The 15,945-nt window shown below is 62.3% G+C and carries 8 protein-coding genes; 1 reads left to right on the top strand and 7 read right to left on the bottom strand.

Features of this window, described 5'->3' with window-relative positions; translation table 11 throughout:
• Position 1: 1 nt before the first annotated feature.
• The 3 genes from EB231_RS31320 to EB231_RS31310 all read right to left on the bottom strand — a co-directional run bounded on the left by EB231_RS31320 (position 2) and on the right by EB231_RS31310 (position 8,557).
• The gene (locus tag EB231_RS31320) at positions 2-1,192 is read right to left on the bottom strand and encodes an ABC transporter substrate-binding protein (RefSeq protein WP_172352256.1); all 1,191 of its coding nucleotides are present in this window, start codon (positions 1,190-1,192) and stop codon (positions 2-4) included.
• Positions 1,193-1,524: 332 nt separating this feature from the next.
• Positions 1,525-1,893 (bottom strand): hypothetical protein, encoded by a 369-nt coding sequence (locus EB231_RS31315; protein ID WP_172352255.1) that lies wholly within the window; start codon positions 1,891-1,893, stop codon positions 1,525-1,527.
• A 163-nt stretch (positions 1,894-2,056) separates the two neighbouring features.
• Entirely contained in the window at positions 2,057-8,557 is a 6,501-nt protein-coding gene (locus EB231_RS31310; protein WP_172352254.1) for an Ig-like domain-containing protein, read from the bottom strand.
• Between the two features lie 323 nt (positions 8,558-8,880).
• On the opposite strand from EB231_RS31310, the gene EB231_RS31305 reads away from it, so the two are divergent.
• Positions 8,881-9,825 (top strand): transglutaminase-like cysteine peptidase, encoded by a 945-nt coding sequence (locus EB231_RS31305; protein WP_172353105.1) that lies wholly within the window; start codon positions 8,881-8,883, stop codon positions 9,823-9,825.
• Positions 9,826-9,972: 147 nt separating this feature from the next.
• Here the strand turns inward: EB231_RS31305 and EB231_RS31300 are convergent, their stop codons facing one another.
• The 4 genes from EB231_RS31300 to EB231_RS31285 are packed head-to-tail and all read right to left on the bottom strand — an operon-like array spanning position 9,973 to position 15,561.
• Positions 9,973-10,614 carry a ribbon-helix-helix domain-containing protein gene (locus EB231_RS31300; RefSeq protein ID WP_172352253.1) on the bottom strand — a complete coding sequence of 214 codons (642 nt, stop codon included), beginning with the start codon at positions 10,612-10,614 and terminating at the stop codon, positions 9,973-9,975.
• Positions 10,604-11,893 (bottom strand): HlyD family type I secretion periplasmic adaptor subunit, encoded by a 1,290-nt coding sequence (locus tag EB231_RS31295; protein WP_172352252.1) that lies wholly within the window; start codon positions 11,891-11,893, stop codon positions 10,604-10,606. Before EB231_RS31295 ends, EB231_RS31300 begins: the two co-directional genes overlap by 11 nt.
• A gap of 46 nt (positions 11,894-11,939) precedes the next feature.
• The gene (locus tag EB231_RS31290; protein WP_172352251.1) at positions 11,940-14,072 is read right to left on the bottom strand and encodes a type I secretion system permease/ATPase; all 2,133 of its coding nucleotides are present in this window, start codon (positions 14,070-14,072) and stop codon (positions 11,940-11,942) included.
• 40 nt (positions 14,073-14,112) lie between these two features.
• The gene (locus tag EB231_RS31285; protein ID WP_172352250.1) at positions 14,113-15,561 is read right to left on the bottom strand and encodes a TolC family protein; all 1,449 of its coding nucleotides are present in this window, start codon (positions 15,559-15,561) and stop codon (positions 14,113-14,115) included.
• Between the last annotated feature and the right edge of the window lie 384 nt (positions 15,562-15,945).

Raw genomic sequence — 15,945 nt, 5'->3', positions numbered from 1 at the left:
GTCAGAAACCCGACGTCGATTTGGCAACCAGTTTGAGCACACCCTTTTCTATCCGATAGAATGGCATCGATCTTTGGCTGGATCCGTCAGCGCGAAAACGGAACAAACCTGTCGATCCGCGAAACCCGTTCGGGTTTTCGAGAGTCTGTTTGCTGAAGCCGTCAGGTCCGACCGCGCTCGCTATCCCAGCTGTCAGGGCAATCATATCATAGGCATAGGCCGCATTGACGTCGGCCGGATAATTGTATGTCGTCCTGAAACGGTCGGCGATCGGTCCGGTTTCGCTTGGATCGAGCGTGGCGATGTATGCCCCCTCGAACAACGGATCCATGGGATGTTCCAGCCAGCGGTCCGTCCCCACGATAGAGATTGCCTTTCCCGGAATGCCCTTTGATTTGAGAGCGGCAAGGACGGGTGAGGGGCTGCCGTCGCCGCTGGCAACGATGACCGCGTCGGGAGCGTCCACGAGCGAGCCCATCTGGTCGATCGCCTTCGCGCCACCGTCGCCGGCCGAATAAGGCAGGGTGACCGCGAGTGTTGCGCCATAGATGCTAAGGCTGTTCGCCACCCGCTTCTCCACGGCGCCGGCGTTTGAGCCTTCGGCGACCAGCAATACGAACTTCTTGCGGCCTTTCGCGGCGAGCCCTGCTGCGCCCGCCGCGGCGCTGTCGGCTTCGCTGAGGCGCACGGCGTAAACCCCAGCGCCGCCCGCGAAATTGTCGGCAAGCGCCAGGACCGGCGGCCGCTTCGATCCGGACAGCGTGGCAATATGCTGGGCCGCCGGCAGTTCGGTCGGACCGATGACCACTTTCGACCCCGTCGTCATGGCCTGCACGGCCTGCTTGCTGGCCTGTGCGCTGTCGCCCTTGGTGTCCTCGATCGTCAACGTCAGCAATCCATTGCCGATATCGGTCATCGCCAGCTTGGCGGCATCACGCATCTTCCTGCCGGTCTCTCCTGACGTCCCGGGCGCCGACAAGGGCAGCAACATCGTGACCTTGGTCGAACCGGTGCCGAGCGACTGGCTCGCCTGGGCCGGACCGGCGGCATTCTGGCCGGCGGGCGCGGCAGCCGCGGCCTGATCGAGCACGTCGGAAACGCCGCCTTTCGACTGGCAGCCCGACACTATCGTGGCGAGCGCCAGGGCGATCGCCAAAATCTGCGGGTTGCGGACCTGCCGGCCTGCTTCCATGATTGCTCCACCCTGTGTCTGCCGCCGGGTATTTCCCCGGTCTGGTCTTCAATTCATGTTGCGGCGGATGTGCCGTGCCGTTTTGCCGTGCTCTTCAAGGAGGCGGGCCCTCGCCGCCTTGAGCATTGTTCGATCTCGCCGGCGGCAGCGGACGCGGGTCACCCGAGAACCGGCTCATTGTGCCTGGCGCGATGCTTCGTGCGGTGGTGTACAGGCCGTCCGCGGCAAGTTCCGTTGGACTGCGCGACGCTGGTCAGGGGGATTATGCCGGCGACCGCCCCCAGGATCGATCGCCCGGCTGTCATGATTGCCAACCGGCGCGGCCCATCCGGTCAGTGCATGTACTCGACCATGCGATCGTGGAAGCACTCGCATTTGTTGAGTGTGTCTTCGTCCTTGTAGTTCGTCTTCAGATAGCCATAGGCCATGCCGCAGGCGACCTTGGCTTCCGATGCCCACACGAATGCCGGCCGGGATGAATTGATCCATTCCGAACTGTTGGCGACAGCGACCGACTCGTCCATCAGCTTCACCACCTGTTGCCTGAGATCGACGATATTGTCGGTCAGCACCAAGTTGGACGTGCTGACGGTGCGGCAATAGTCGCCTACAGGTCCCTCGATGATGTCGGCGGCGAAGCCCGTCGATCCAGCCAGCAGCAGCGCGGCGGCCGTAGCCAGCAATCTTCCACAACGCTTCATGTAAGTCCCTCTCCAAACTGCAATTTTAAGTATCGCTAATATATAGCATGGTGTCGGCGCACGCCATCCCGTTAGACCAGATTTGCCGTGGTCGTACGCGTGGTCGTTCCCTCATCGTGGAGTTGCCGGATCGTGCTTGCCACGGGAGTGTTGGTCAACATCGTCAGGCCACCACCGTTTCCGTGTGAGTGGGCATGTTGTGATCATAAAGAATGGTAATCGCAGAACCGACCCCAACATTCGTCAGCGATGCCACTTCGACCATGTTGCCGCCAGCGGCAGTGCCGTTGTTATCGACCATAACGTGAGCCGCACCGCCCGAGAAAGTAACGTCGATCGAGGCACCTGCCTGCGCATCCGTAGTCGGTGCGTTGCCTCCAAGGGATTTGAGCAAATCCGACAGGTCGATGACGTCCTGACCCGGCGTATAGTCTGAGATAACATCGACCATGTGGATCGCCGCGAGCTTGGACGGGTCGATCACAAATGTGTCGTTACCGCTTCCGCCGGTCAGGTGGTTAAGTCCTGAACCGCCGTACAGCATGTCGTTACCTGCGCCGCCGACGAGCGTGTCGTTGCCCGAGCCGCCATAGAGGGTATCGTTTCCGTCCATGCCGGTCAGGGTGTCGTCACCCTGTCCTCCCGAGAGGATCGTATCGTGTCCGTTGATGCCGGTGAGATGATCGTTGCCGTCCTGGCCAAGCAAGGTTGTCTTCGTCGCCGTCGCAACGAGATTGTCAGCGTTGATGCTGCCCTCGAGCGTTGAGGTCGTTGGGTACAGATGCGCGGTCACGCTGCCGGCCGCGGTATCGCTATCGCCATCCGATCCCGTGACCGGGATCTTGATGTCGAACGGGTCAACCGCGTTGGCGGTGGCGAAGGTGGCGGGACCAAGCTTGAAGGTTCCCGACGAGGCTCCCGAGATCTCGACCGCACTGAACGGATCCGAACTTGCCGAGACCGTGAAGGTATCGCCTTGGTCCAGCCCATGAAGCGTGAAAGTGCCGTCGCCATTGTTCGTTAGCGTGGGCGCAGCTCCGCCGGATCCGTTCACAAAAGTCACGGTGATTCCGGCGGCGGTGCCTTCCCCGGAGCTGTCGCCAACGAAAATCTTGTCGTCGTCGGCGTTCACGGCTCTGATCTTGATATCAACCGTGCCGTTCGCTTTGGTTATCCCTTGGGTGAAGCTCGATACTTCATAGTGCTCGGTGTAGCTGGTCCCGGCGAGGACTCCAGTGGTCGATGCATTCTTCACGAAGTCGAAACGGATTGTCTCGCCGCTTGTGATGCTCTGGCCATTACCGACACCAAAGTTTCCAGTACTGGTATTGACACTGTTGCCACCGCTTGCCGTGACCAGCAGATCGTCCGGTGTATCCGGGGTGGTGAGCGTGGAGAACGCAATCACCTGGTTGTTGCCGCCCGAGGCCGAAGCGCCGGCTGTTGTGAATTGGGCTCCGTTGAAGATCGTGCCGTTCAGCACGAACGACCAGGTGTCGTTTGCCGGGTTGAGCGTGGCGGTGAACCCAAGGTCATTGCCGTTTGCAGCCGATGTCCGCCCTTCGACCGTGTGACCATCGGAGGAGATTTGATAGAACAACTGCTCGCCGTTAAGGTAGACGCTCGCGCCGTTGGCGTCTGTAACGGCCATGCCGTTGGAGACGTTGAACACGACGTTCCCGACGCCGTCGGCGCCTGCGCCAGCGGCAAAGTTCAGATGTTCCGTCAGCATGGAATGCAATGAGTCCGGCAGGTTGATGCCGTCGCCGACGAACGGCTGCGGAACGTCATCCAGAACCGTCAGATTGACCGCGCCGGAGACATGATCGCCACTGGTGTCGGTTGCGACCACCTGAAGCCCGTTGATGGTGATGCTGTTGGCACCGCTGCCCGCAAGATGCTGCAAATGGTCGGTCAGGGTTGCCGTGATCGTCGGGGTCACCGAACTGCCGGCGGCAGCACTCGTGCCAGTCAAGGCGAGGTAAATGAATGCGCCGAGGTCCACGTTTCCGGCCGTCTCGATCAGATTCCCGACAAGTTGGCCGCTGCCGTTAAGTGACCAGGTGATCGTATAGCCGGGCGCCAGGTTCGAGATTGTGGGAGCAACCCATCCGGAAGCCGGATTCGCGGGGTCACCGAAGGCGACGGTCAACGCTTCGCCCGTCGCGTTGAATGTTATTCCCGAAGTCTGCTGAGCGGTTTCCGTGCGGCTGCCCGGGTTGCTGCCGGTTACCGCGCCGGCTGCCAAGTCGGCTGGCGTGGCACTATCCAGCGTCGTATCGAGCGCCGCCTCGTTGACAACAAGCGAAACGGAACCGCCGCCTGTCGGAACCGAGTTGGTGTTTACATTCACAGTGACCGTCGCCGTCGAGATGTCGCCGTCGCCGTCCTTGATCGTGTAGGTGAAAGTGTCTGACCCGACATACACCCCCGTCGGCGCGTAGGTGAAGGTTCCGTCGTTGTTGTAGATGACGGTGCCATGAGCGCCGTTGGTGGTTGTTATCACGCCGGGTGTTGTTGTCGCCACGCCATCGGCACCGAAGACGTCGTTGCCTAGCAGGCCGGTAAGGGTCGTGGGACCGGTGATAGGCGAACCCCAGGTATCGTCATGCGCATGCGGCCCGTCGTCATTGACCTTGACCGTCAGCGAGCCGCTGGCCTGGTCGCCATCGCTGTCGGTGACCGTCACCGCGAAGTGCTCGCCGGCCGCCTGGTCGGCCGCCCCGGTCTTGGTGGGGTCGGCGTTGGTCACGTTGTGGGCCAGCGTGTAGCTGTAGCTGTAGACGCCGCCATTGACCGTCACGATCAGGTCGCCATTGGTGCCATGCACCGTGCCGCCGCTGGTCACGTTGACCAGGTTGCCGTCCTTGTCGGCGATCTCCAGCTTCTGCAGTGTGTCGCCGCCCGTGGTGACGTTGAAGGTGCCGGTCGTCGTCTCGGACGCGTCGCTGTTGTTGCCGGCATCGTGATCGGCCAGTTCGCCGGTGCCGGTCGGCAGGCCCTTCTCGTCGACCACCGCCTGCGCGTCGGCGGCGGGCGTGCCGCCGGTCGGCGTCACCGTGATCGTCGGCGTCGAGTCGGTCAGCAGCGTGATCGTCACGGTCGCGGTCGAGGTGTCGCCGTCGCCGTCCTTGATGGTGTAGTCGAACGTCACCGTTCCCTGTTCGCCCGCGCCGGGCGTGTAGGTGAAGGTGCCGTCATTGTTGTAGGACAGGGTCCCCGTCGCCGGGTTGGCGCCGTTCTGCGCAACCGTGTGCGTCACGCCGCTCCAGTCGACGCCGTCGGCGCCCGCCGTGTCGTTGGCCTTGACGTCGACCGCGACCGCCGCGTTCTCCGCCGCCTGCTGCCCGCTGTCGTTCACCGCATGCGGCCCGTCGTCATTGACCTTGACCGTCAGCGAGCCGCTGGCCTGGTCGCCGTCGCTGTCGGTGACCGTCACCGCGAAGTGCTCGCCGGTCGCCTGGTCGGCCGCCCCGGTCTTGGTGGGGTCGGCGTTGGTCACGTTGTGGGCCAGCGTGTAGCTGTAGCTGTAGACGCCGCCATTGACCGTCACGATCAGGTCGCCATTGGTGCCGTGCACCGTGCCGCCGCTGGTCACGTTGACCAGGTTGCCGTCCTTGTCGGCGATCTCCAGCTTCTGCAGCGTGTCGCCGCCCGTGGTGACGTTGAAGGTGCCGGTCGTCGTCTCGGACGCGTCGCTGTTGTTGCCGGCATCGTGATCGGCCAGTTCGCCGGTGCCGGTCGGCAGGCCCTTCTCGTCGACCACCGCCTGCGCGTCGGCGGCGGGCGTGCCGCCGGTCGGCGTCACCGTGATCGTCGGCGTCGAGTCGGTCAGCAGCGTGATCGTCACGGTCGCGGTCGAGGTGTCGCCGTCGCCGTCCTTGATGGTGTAGTCGAACGTCACCGTTCCCTGTTCGCCCGCGCCGGGCGTGTAGGTGAAGGTGCCGTCATTGTTGTAGGACAGGGTCCCCGTCGCCGGGTTGGCGCCGTTCTGCGCAACCGTGTGCGTCACGCCGCTCCAGTCGACGCCGTCGGCGCCCGCCGTGTCGTTGGCCTTGACGTCGACCGCGACCGCCGCGTTCTCCGCCGCCTGCTGCCCGCTGTCGTTCACCGCATGCGGCCCGTCGTCATTGACCTTGACCGTCAGCGAGCCGCTGGCCTGGTCGCCGTCGCTGTCGGTGACCGTCACCGCGAAGTGCTCGCCGGTCGCCTGGTCGGCCGCCCCGGTCTTGGTGGGGTCGGCGTTGGTCACGTTGTGGGCCAGCGTGTAGCTGTAGCTGTAGACGCCGCCATTGACCGTCACGATCAGGTCGCCATTGGTGCCGTGCACCGTGCCGCCGCTGGTCACGTTGACCAGGTTGCCGTCCTTGTCGGCGATCTCCAGCTTCTGCAGCGTGTCGCCGCCCGTGGTGACGTTGAAGGTGCCGGTCGTCGTCTCGGACGCGTCGCTGTTGTTGCCGGCATCGTGATCGGCCAGTTCGCCGGTGCCGGTCGGCAGGCCCTTCTCGTCGACCACCGCCTGCGCGTCGGCGGCGGGCGTGCCGCCGGTCGGCGTCACCGTGATCGTCGGCGTCGAGTCGGTCAGCAGCGTGATCGTCACGGTCGCGGTCGAGGTGTCGCCGTCGCCGTCCTTGATGGTGTAGTCGAACGTCACCGTTCCCTGTTCGCCCGCGCCGGGCGTGTAGGTGAAGGTGCCGTCATTGTTGTAGGACAGGGTCCCCGTCGCCGGGTTGGCGCCGTTCTGCGCAACCGTGTGCGTCACGCCGCTCCAGTCGACGCCGTCGGCGCCCGCCGTGTCGTTGGCCTTGACGTCGACCGCGACCGCCGCGTTCTCCGCCGCCTGCTGCCCGCTGTCGTTCACCGCATGCGGCCCGTCGTCATTGACCTTGACCGTCAGCGAGCCGCTGGCCTGGTCGCCGTCGCTGTCGGTGACCGTCACCGCGAAGTGCTCGCCGGTCGCCTGGTCGGCCGCCCCGGTCTTGGTGGGGTCGGCGTTGGTCACGTTGTGGGCCAGCGTGTAGCTGTAGCTGTAGACGCCGCCATTGACCGTCACGATCAGGTCGCCATTGGTGCCGTGCACCGTGCCGCCGCTGGTCACGTTGACCAGGTTGCCGTCCTTGTCGGCGATCTCCAGCTTCTGCAGCGTGTCGCCGCCCGTGGTGACGTTGAAGGTGCCGGTCGTCGTCTCGGACGCGTCGCTGTTGTTGCCGGCATCGTGATCGGCCAGTTCGCCGGTGCCGGTCGGCAGGCCCTTCTCGTCGACCACCGCCTGCGCGTCGGCGGCGGGCGTGCCGCCGGTCGGCGTCACCGTGATCGTCGGCGTCGAGTCGGTCAGCAGCGTGATCGTCACGGTCGCGGTCGAGGTGTCGCCGTCGCCGTCCTTGATGGTGTAGTCGAACGTCACCGTTCCCTGTTCGCCCGCGCCGGGCGTGTAGGTGAAGGTGCCGTCATTGTTGTAGGACAGGGTCCCCGTCGCCGGGTTGGCGCCGTTCTGCGCAACCGTGTGCGTCACGCCGCTCCAGTCGACGCCGTCGGCGCCCGCCGTGTCGTTGGCCTTGACGTCGACCGCGACCGCCGCGTTCTCCGCCGCCTGCTGCCCGCTGTCGTTCGCCGCATGCGGCACATCGTCGACGATCTGGACGGACAGTGTGCCGGGAGCCGAGGTGTCGCCGTCGCTGTCGGTCACCGTCACAGTCATGTCGTCGTAGATGGAATCGGTGCTGGCGCCGGGATGGGTCTCGCTGTGGACAAGCGTGTAGCTGTAGCTCACCTGGCCGGTGCTGGCATCGTAATCGGTGATGGTCAGCGTACTGCCGAGCGGCGTGGTGATGCTGACCGGCGTCGATGCGCTGTTGGCAAGCGCGGCACCCGAAATCACTTGGCCGGCGATCGTCAGCGAGCCGACACCGTCGGGGGAGGAGATGGTGAACGTGCCGGTATTGATCTCGCTGGTGTCGGGAGCCGAGGTGAGGCCCTTTTCGTATACGATGGTGTCACCGCCACCGGCCTCGGGTGTCAGGTCACCGATCGACGGTGTGGAATCGGGCTTGAGAAGAGACGGGAACAGCTCGCGGTTGTCCGGCTGGCCGAACGCCAGATCAGTCGGCGGCAATAGTGCCGACAGGCCGAACCCGTCGCCGATACCGCCTGGGGGAACCGAGAAGTCTCCGCCTGCGCTAGAGGCCGAACCTCCAGGACCCGCCGAAATCGACCCGTCGGCGCCAAAGGCGACATCGACATGGCTTGCTTCCAACGCCGCGATCAAGGCAACGCGCGGCACTTCGACGTCGCCTATGATGAAGGTCGGCACGTTGAGGGCGCCGTCCTTGATGACGATCACCGAACCGTCGGCCTGTTCGAGCACGAGATTGTGGCCGTCGACCTTGATGTTGTCGATCGAGACGTTGGCTGGAAGTTTCACCACATTGCTGGTGTCGGCCACATATTCGTGCGGCGCCGCTGCCGCTGGGGCCTTGGCCTCCGCGGGTGCTTCCGGTTTGACGGGCGTGCCGTTGCCGACGTCGACCGGAACCGGTTCAGCGGCTGCCGGAGCCGCCTTTTGCGCTTCCGCGACCTGAATCTGCGCCTGCGACGGCAAGCCATTATGTTCAGAGTGCTCGTCCCACGAATTCGAGACGGTGTCCAAATCGTTACTGTTCGTCATGGCCAAAACCCCTCCGGCATTTCCCGGATAGAGACAGTGACCCCTTCTACTTTGCAACTATCTTGCAATCTGTTTCATATATTCGGATATGCGAGCTTCAGTATTTTTTACGCGTGGTAAACTCGAAACATATAACCTGATATACATTGGCTGGCATGCGATCCGTCTGGCGTGGGTCGGCTCCAGCTGCTTGGTGAGCGTAAGTATAAATTTGCATAAAATTTTAAATAAAATGGAGATTATCAAGTACAGGAAAATTATCCACCTTCCTTTGCAATAATTTGAGACGGGATTGATAGCGTCCACAGTCAAAGGTGGGCGTTATGAAAAAAGAAAAATCTGCCCTGGGGAGAATCGGGCTCAAGGCGCTGCTGCTGGCAATCGGAATCGCGGGCCTGTCGCAGCCGTCGTCCGCAGGCGCGTTCCCGAGGAGCGTCGGTCCTGTCGATTCGCTGCTGGCAAGGGTCGAAACGCCTCCCACCCTCGGTGGTATTTCGCTGCTGCGGCCGCAGCCTTGGCAGCCCGCCTCGGCCTACAGGATCGGCACGGTTTTCGGCAGCTACGGGCCTGCCGCCATCGATGGGGAAGACGGCTCCTCGACAGCGCGGGGCAATGTCGGGATCGATCCCATCCAGACGGCGTCGATAATTCCCGGCGTGTTCGGATCGGTTGCGCTGTCCATGCACAATTTCCCGGTCTCCGCGCGTTGGGCGCCGGTCTACAAGGCCATCGTCGACTGTTCCACGGGCAGCACGTGCAACGGCAAGAACAGCATCTTCACCGCGATCGTCGATGTTGCCAGGGACAAGCGGTTCATCGACAAGCTGTCCTTCGTCAACTCAAGCATAAACCACGCGATCGCCTACAAGAAGGACAGCGTGGTTTACGGCAAGCTCGACTACTGGGCGAAGCCTTCGGAAATTCTCGAGCGGCGGGCAGGTGACTGCGAGGATTTCGCCATTCTCAAGATGGCGGCGCTGTTGCGCGCCGGCATTCCGGCACAGAGCATGTCGCTCGTTGTGCTCCAGGACCGCAAGCGCGGCTTCTTTCATGCCGTGCTGTCTGTCAGCACGGGCAGCGGTGTGTTCATCCTGGACAGCCTGAGCAACGTTGTCTCGCGCGACAGCGATCTCCCCGACTACGTGCCGTTGTACTCGTTCAGCACCGACCGCGCGTGGATCCACGGCGCCCGGGCCGGCGCGGCCCAAGTCGCCGATATCAAGGGCGGTCTTGCGACGGTCGCACCCGGCGAGGGCCTGCAGCCTTAGGCGCTCCCGGGACCAAGGCGAGGCGCCCGGCTCGGTGCGTCTTCTCCATGTAGTGCGTCGGGTCGGAATAGATTCATGCGAGGCGCTTCAGGTCTTGTGTTCGCGCCTGTCGTCTTCCCGGGGCGATACATTTTCGGGCGACATGCATCAGCCGCCGAAAACGAAGGCCATCAGCAGCTCCGGCTCGAGCACTGGCGCCCGCACCGCGTTCAACTGCCCACGGTAGCGGCGGTCGCCCGCGCCGATGACGAAACCGGTGGCGACCGGCGCTTCGCCATTGGCGTCGAGCCGTGTGAATATGTCCGCGACATTGAGGTCCAGAGCAAGCTTCAGGTCGTTGCGCGCATCTTCATTTGGCGCCACCGGTAATTGACGTCTGACCAGTTGCTGGAACGGCGCGTTGAAGGTCAGGATCTTCTTCGACGAAGACAGCGCAAAAGCCGGTGACGGGCAGCCGACCAGAATGGCGCTGATCGTCTTGATCGACGCTAGCCTTCGCAAGGTCTGGTTTTCGTCGGCCAATCCGCGCATGCAGGCCACACGAATTGCCGATGTCAGGTTTCCTGTGTTGGTATGGCTCTCTGCGATCTCGTCGATGAGCATGCCGATGGTGCATTTGCGGCTTTCGGCCATCTGCTTCAGCGAGGTCCAGAACGCCCGTTCCAGACGAATGCCGCGTCGCGTACCGCCACGCGCCACAACCCGGAATTCCAGCCCGAAATCCTCTGCCGCCATGGGTGGAAGCAGCCGCTCGCGACCGGCGAGGGGGGAGGTAGCGCTATCGCTCACTCATTGCCTCCTCTCGGGCCTTGTTGATCGGTTTCAGCAGATAGGTGAGGATGGTCTTGCGTCCGGTCTTGATGTCGACCGAACAGATCATGCCGGGGATGATCGAATAGGTCTTGCCATCCCGGGTCAGCGTCGACCTCTCTGTTGCCACGCGCACCTGGTAGTAAGGCTCGCCCGTCTTCTGGTCGACCAGGCTGTCGGCGGTGATGTTGGAGACCTTGCCCTCGATGCCGCCGAAGATCGAGAAATCATAAGCGGTTATCTTGATCAGCGCGTCCTGGTCCGGCCGGATGAAGGCAACATCTCGTGGTGAAACCCGCGCTTCGACCAGCAGCGTCTCGGAAGTCGGCACGATGCCGGCCACGACCGCGCCGGGCTGCACGAAGGCACCAAGCGTGTTGACATCAAGCGTGTTGACGATCCCGTCGACAGGGGAGCGTATGTCCGTGCGCGCTACCTTGTCGGTGGCTCCGCGTATGGTCTCATCGACAACCGAAAGGTCGGCCAACGCCTGCGTCAGGTCGCTCAGCGCCTCCTGTTGCAACTGCAGGCCGAGCTCGTTGACTTGAAGCTGGGCTTCGGTGATGGCCGCCTTGGCCTTCTTGATGGTTTCACCGGCGAGGTTCAGCTGCCCATGCAGTTCGGTCTGCTCGCGCTCGACGCGGATCTGCTCGGTCCTCGCCATCAGCCCCTTCTTGACCATGGATTCGACCAGCGCAGTTTCCCGGTCGCTGACTTCGAGGTTCTTGGTGAGGCGATCGAGATTGGCGTTGGCTTCGTCCAATTCATTCTCGCGCTGATCGAGCCGGGATTTGAGAACGGACAGCTTGACCTGGAAATTGTCACGGCGCGCGACGAGCAACTTCTGCTCATTGTCGCAGATTTCCGGAGCGACCTTCTGGATTTCGGGAGGGCAGGGAAATTGGCCCTCGATATTGCCGCCCTGTTCGAACTTGAGCCGCGCAATGCGCGTCTCAAGTGCCCGTGCCTTGGCCTGTTGCTCGCCGAGGCTGGACGTGTTGAGCGAGTTATCGAGGCGAATGATGAGATCGTTCTTCTTGACGATCTGTCCGATCTTCACGGCAATTTCCTGAACGACGCCCGGCTCGCTGGCCTGGATGATCTGGGTTTTGGATGCCGGTATGACCTTGCCTTCGCCGCGTGCGATCTCATCGACCTCGGCAAAGGACGCCCAGGCGACAGAAGACACAAACAGTGCCCCTATGATCAATAAGGACGCCGACGCGAAGAGCGGCGGCCGGTCTTCCCTTGCAAGCATGTCAATATGACCCCAACGCATTGAATACGTTAAATAAGTTTGTTTTTCAGGCGTTTGTTTTCTGCAGCGCCTGTATCACTTGGTCCTTTGGTCCGTCGGCAACGATCCTGCCTTGCTCGATGACGATAAGACGGTCGGCCAGCTCGAGCATGCTGAAGCGGTGCGTCGAAACGATCAGCGTCGTGTTCCGGTCGAAAGCCACTTTGAGCTGCTTGATCAGTTGCCGCTCGGAAGCCAGGTCCATCGATCCCGACGGCTCGTCCAGGAAGACGATTTTGGGTTTGGTCAGCAACAGCCGGGCGATCGCCATCGTCTGCCTCTGGCCGCCCGAGAGATTGGTGCCGCGCTCGCCGACATTCATGTCGTAGCCGCGCGGGTGACGGGAGACGAAATCGTCGACGCCGGCAGCCTTGGCCGCTTCGACAATCTGCTCGTCGGTCGCCTCCGGACAAGCCATCAGAAGGTTCTCCTTGATGGTGCCCGAAAACAGATCATTGGCTTGCGCGACAATCCCGACTGCGGCGCGTACCTCCGATGGGTGATATTGGCGGATGTCGATCCCGTCCAGCAGCAACTCGCCTGATGTCGGCAGGAAAAGCCTGCCGATCAGCCGACCCATGGTTGTCTTTCCCGAGCCTATGCGGCCGATGATGCCAATCCGCTCGCCTGGCCTTACCGAGAAATTCAGGCCGGTCAGGACTTCGTTTTCGGAGCCCGGATAGACAAAGCCGACATTCCTGAACACCATGGCGCCGTTGCGGATGGGCCGGTTGACGAAACCCACCGTGTCCGGGCGATCCTCCGGCTGCTCCATGATCGAGTTGACCATGCGCAAGGAGAGCATGGCCTGGCGAAGTCTGGACAAGGTGATGGCGATCTGGCCAAGGGGAGACACCGCCCTGCTGGCCAGCATCACGGTGCCGATGATGGCGCCGGTAGAGACGTGTCCTTCAGAAAAGGCGTAGGCGCCGGCCACGATCAGCGCGACGGTGACCATCTGCTGGATGGCCTGCGTTATATTGCCGGCCGCCGCCGACAGCTGCTTGATCTTCTCGGACGTGTTTGACGCGTTCTTGGAATGCTCTCCCCATTTTCGCAACAGATACGCCTCGGCCCGCAGCGACTTGATCGTCTCCAGCGTGGAGATGGATTCCACCAGCAGGGCCTGCCGTTGCGAGGCCTCGTTCATGGAGGCCGCGACGCGTTTTCCAATGCTCCGCTGCGTGACCAGTCCGACGATCACGGAAGCCACGAAGGCCAGCGCCGGTATGATGACCAGCCAGCCGCCTATCGCATAGATGACCAGGAGGAAGACGAACACGAAGGCCGTGTCGATGAAAACGCTGATGGTGTTCGACGTGAAGAATTCGCGCACGAACTCATACTGCGTCACCCGATTTGCATATTCGCCCGTCGAGCCCGGCCGTGCCGACAGGGATGAGTTCAGCACTTTCTCGAACAGCATATATGAGATGCGCAGATCCGCCTTGCGCCCGGCATAGTCGATGAGCGACGCCCTGGCGGTCTTCAAAAGCAGGTCGAACAGGATGACCGCGGCGATGCCGATCGACAGAACCCAGAGCGTCGATATCGCCTTGTTCGGCAGGATCCTGTCGTAGACGTTCATGGTGAAGATCGGCGAGGCGATGGCCAGCAGGTTGATGAATATTGCCGACAGGATGACCTTCGAATAAGTGCGCCAGAACGGGCCCATCGTTCCCGTCAGCCAGTGTCGCCGCTCGATCTTCGGCGCGGAACCGACGCTCATCCCTTCGGCGGCGTTGGCATAGGTTATCGAGAAGGAAACGCCGCCACTGATGTAAGTGGCGGCCAGCTCTGATCTGGTGATGGTTACGCGGCCGTCTTCCTGGGGAGCGGTGGTGAACGCGCCGTCCTCGGTTTCGGCCAGCAGGGCAACCGGCAATTGGCCGGCGCGAAACACGATGGCGGGAAGATCGATGCGCCCCCGAAGGAAGTCACGATGGCTGAATTCGGTGATCTCAAGGCCGATGCGCTCGGCAAGATGCCGGATGGCATCGATGTCGATGCGCGTGTCCGACAGCGGCACGCCGGCGAACAGCACCGTGTGCGCGCTCGGTCTGCCGAGATACCCGGCAATGGCCGAGAAGCAGGACTTGAACGCCTCCTTCGGGGAGAGGATGTTGGGTTGCTGGTTCACGATCCGCCCACAGGGACTTTCGATCGCCCCTTACAGCCGCTTATTTTTTCCTGACCGGCGCCAGGATATCGAAAGGCAGGTCGTTCTTCTGTTCCGACGGCGTGCGCGCATAGGTTTCCGTGTCGGCCGTTTCCGGTGCGGCGAACTCGGTCCGTGCGTAGGCCGCGGCCTGCTTTGGCGGGTGGATGTCCATCGTTTTCAGCAACTGCCCGGTCGCCGCCAGAAGCCGATATTGGGCAAAGAGCGAGGCATAGGATGCGGTGTCCGCCAGTGTCGCCGTGTTGAACCGCGTGTTCTGTGCATCCAGCACGTCGAGCAACGAGCGCTGCCCGACCTTGAATTGCTCGCGATAGGACGCAACCAGCTTCTCGTTGGAGGCGGCTTGCAGCTTCAGGGTCTTTGCCAGGTCGGCTTGCCGGAAGCGGCGATCCCAGGAGGTGCGAACAGCTTCTTCGATTTCCCGCAGCACCTGATGCATCGCAAGGCGCTGCTCGCTGGTGCGGCGGATCTGCTCCTGCTCGTTGGCCTTGTCGATGCCGCCCCGGTAGAGGTTCCATCGCAGCACCAGGCGTGCCTGCAGGTCTGATGTGTCGCCATTGTCGCCGTCGATGTCATACCCAGCCCGAGCGACGCCTTCGGCGACGATCGAGGGGCCGTATTTCGCGCGGGCCGCGTCGACCAGCGAGGCTGCGGCGGCGATGTCGCTGTTGGCCATATGGACGCGCGGATTGCTCTCCCGCGCAAGGCCGATCGCATCGTCGAGAGACCTTGGCAGCGCGCCGGAAACATCGGCCGGCCTCGACGCATTGGTCAACGGTTTCCCGACAGTCTTGAAGAAGCGTATCCTCGAGGCCTCGAGCTCCTCCGAGGCCTCCTGCATGCGGGCCTTGGCCGCGAACAGCCGCTCTTCGGCCTGCTGCCGGTCGGCTTCGTTCAACCCGCCGCCGGCAATGCCTTCCTGGATGTCGTGCAGCATTGCTTGATGAAAGCCGAGGTTCTTCTTTGCCTCTGAAACGATCGAGGCCTGAAGCATGTATTCGAGGTAGTCCTGGACAACCGAGAGGCCGATGAATTCAGAACGCTCCAGGACACGAAACGACGCGCCGTCGACGCGCGAGGCCTGGCGGTTCAGTTCAGCCCGTCTCGCGCCGCTGTCATAGAGCGTTTGCGAAACCGTCAGATCGGTTTCGGCCGGATAAAGCGCGTCGTCCTGTATGGAGAGCACGCGTCGGGAGGAATTGTCGAGACGGCGAGCACCAGCCGACGCTTCCAGGTCGACGCTGGGAAGATAAAGCCCCTTGGCCTGACGCAATTCGAACTCGATTGCTTCGCGATTTTCTATGGCCTGGCCGATTTCGGGATTGGATTCGACGGCAACCGCCACTGCTTCCTTGAGCGTAAGTGCACTCGCACTCCCGCAGGTCAACATCGTAGCCGCCATCAAAAGACCAAGGCGCCTGCCAATGGTCGACATGCTTGTCGTGTTCATCTAATCCGCCCCAACGTTTCCCCAGCGCTCTTTTCCAGCGCTACAACCAAGCCTCAGCTTGCCTGATTATCCAACAATTTCACGCGATACGTGAGTGAATATTAAATTAGAAGTCCCTAAAGGGTGGATTTTGACCATAAGGTTGTGAAATGTAGCAAAAATGGCACAACAACCGGCCCGTTGGAGCGGGCCTGACTGTCGCCAGGAGCGGAAAGCCGAAAGGCGCAAATGGTCGATGCGGGAGAATCGTAGGCCCGCATGAACTGAAAGGGCGTCGTGGAAAATTTGATGACATCTCGGCCAAGATCACGCCGTGGCGGGACGAATGGGCCGATGCTGAAGTACTGGCTGCCGGGATGAGTTCCCAAGCAGGCCGCAGTCGCG

This window comes from Mesorhizobium sp. NZP2298 (assembly GCF_013170825.1).
In the GTDB taxonomy this organism is placed as follows: Bacteria; Pseudomonadota; Alphaproteobacteria; order Rhizobiales; family Rhizobiaceae; genus Mesorhizobium.
Note: the sequence above shows the minus strand (reverse complement) of the source record. Positions and strands in the feature narration are given on the sequence as shown.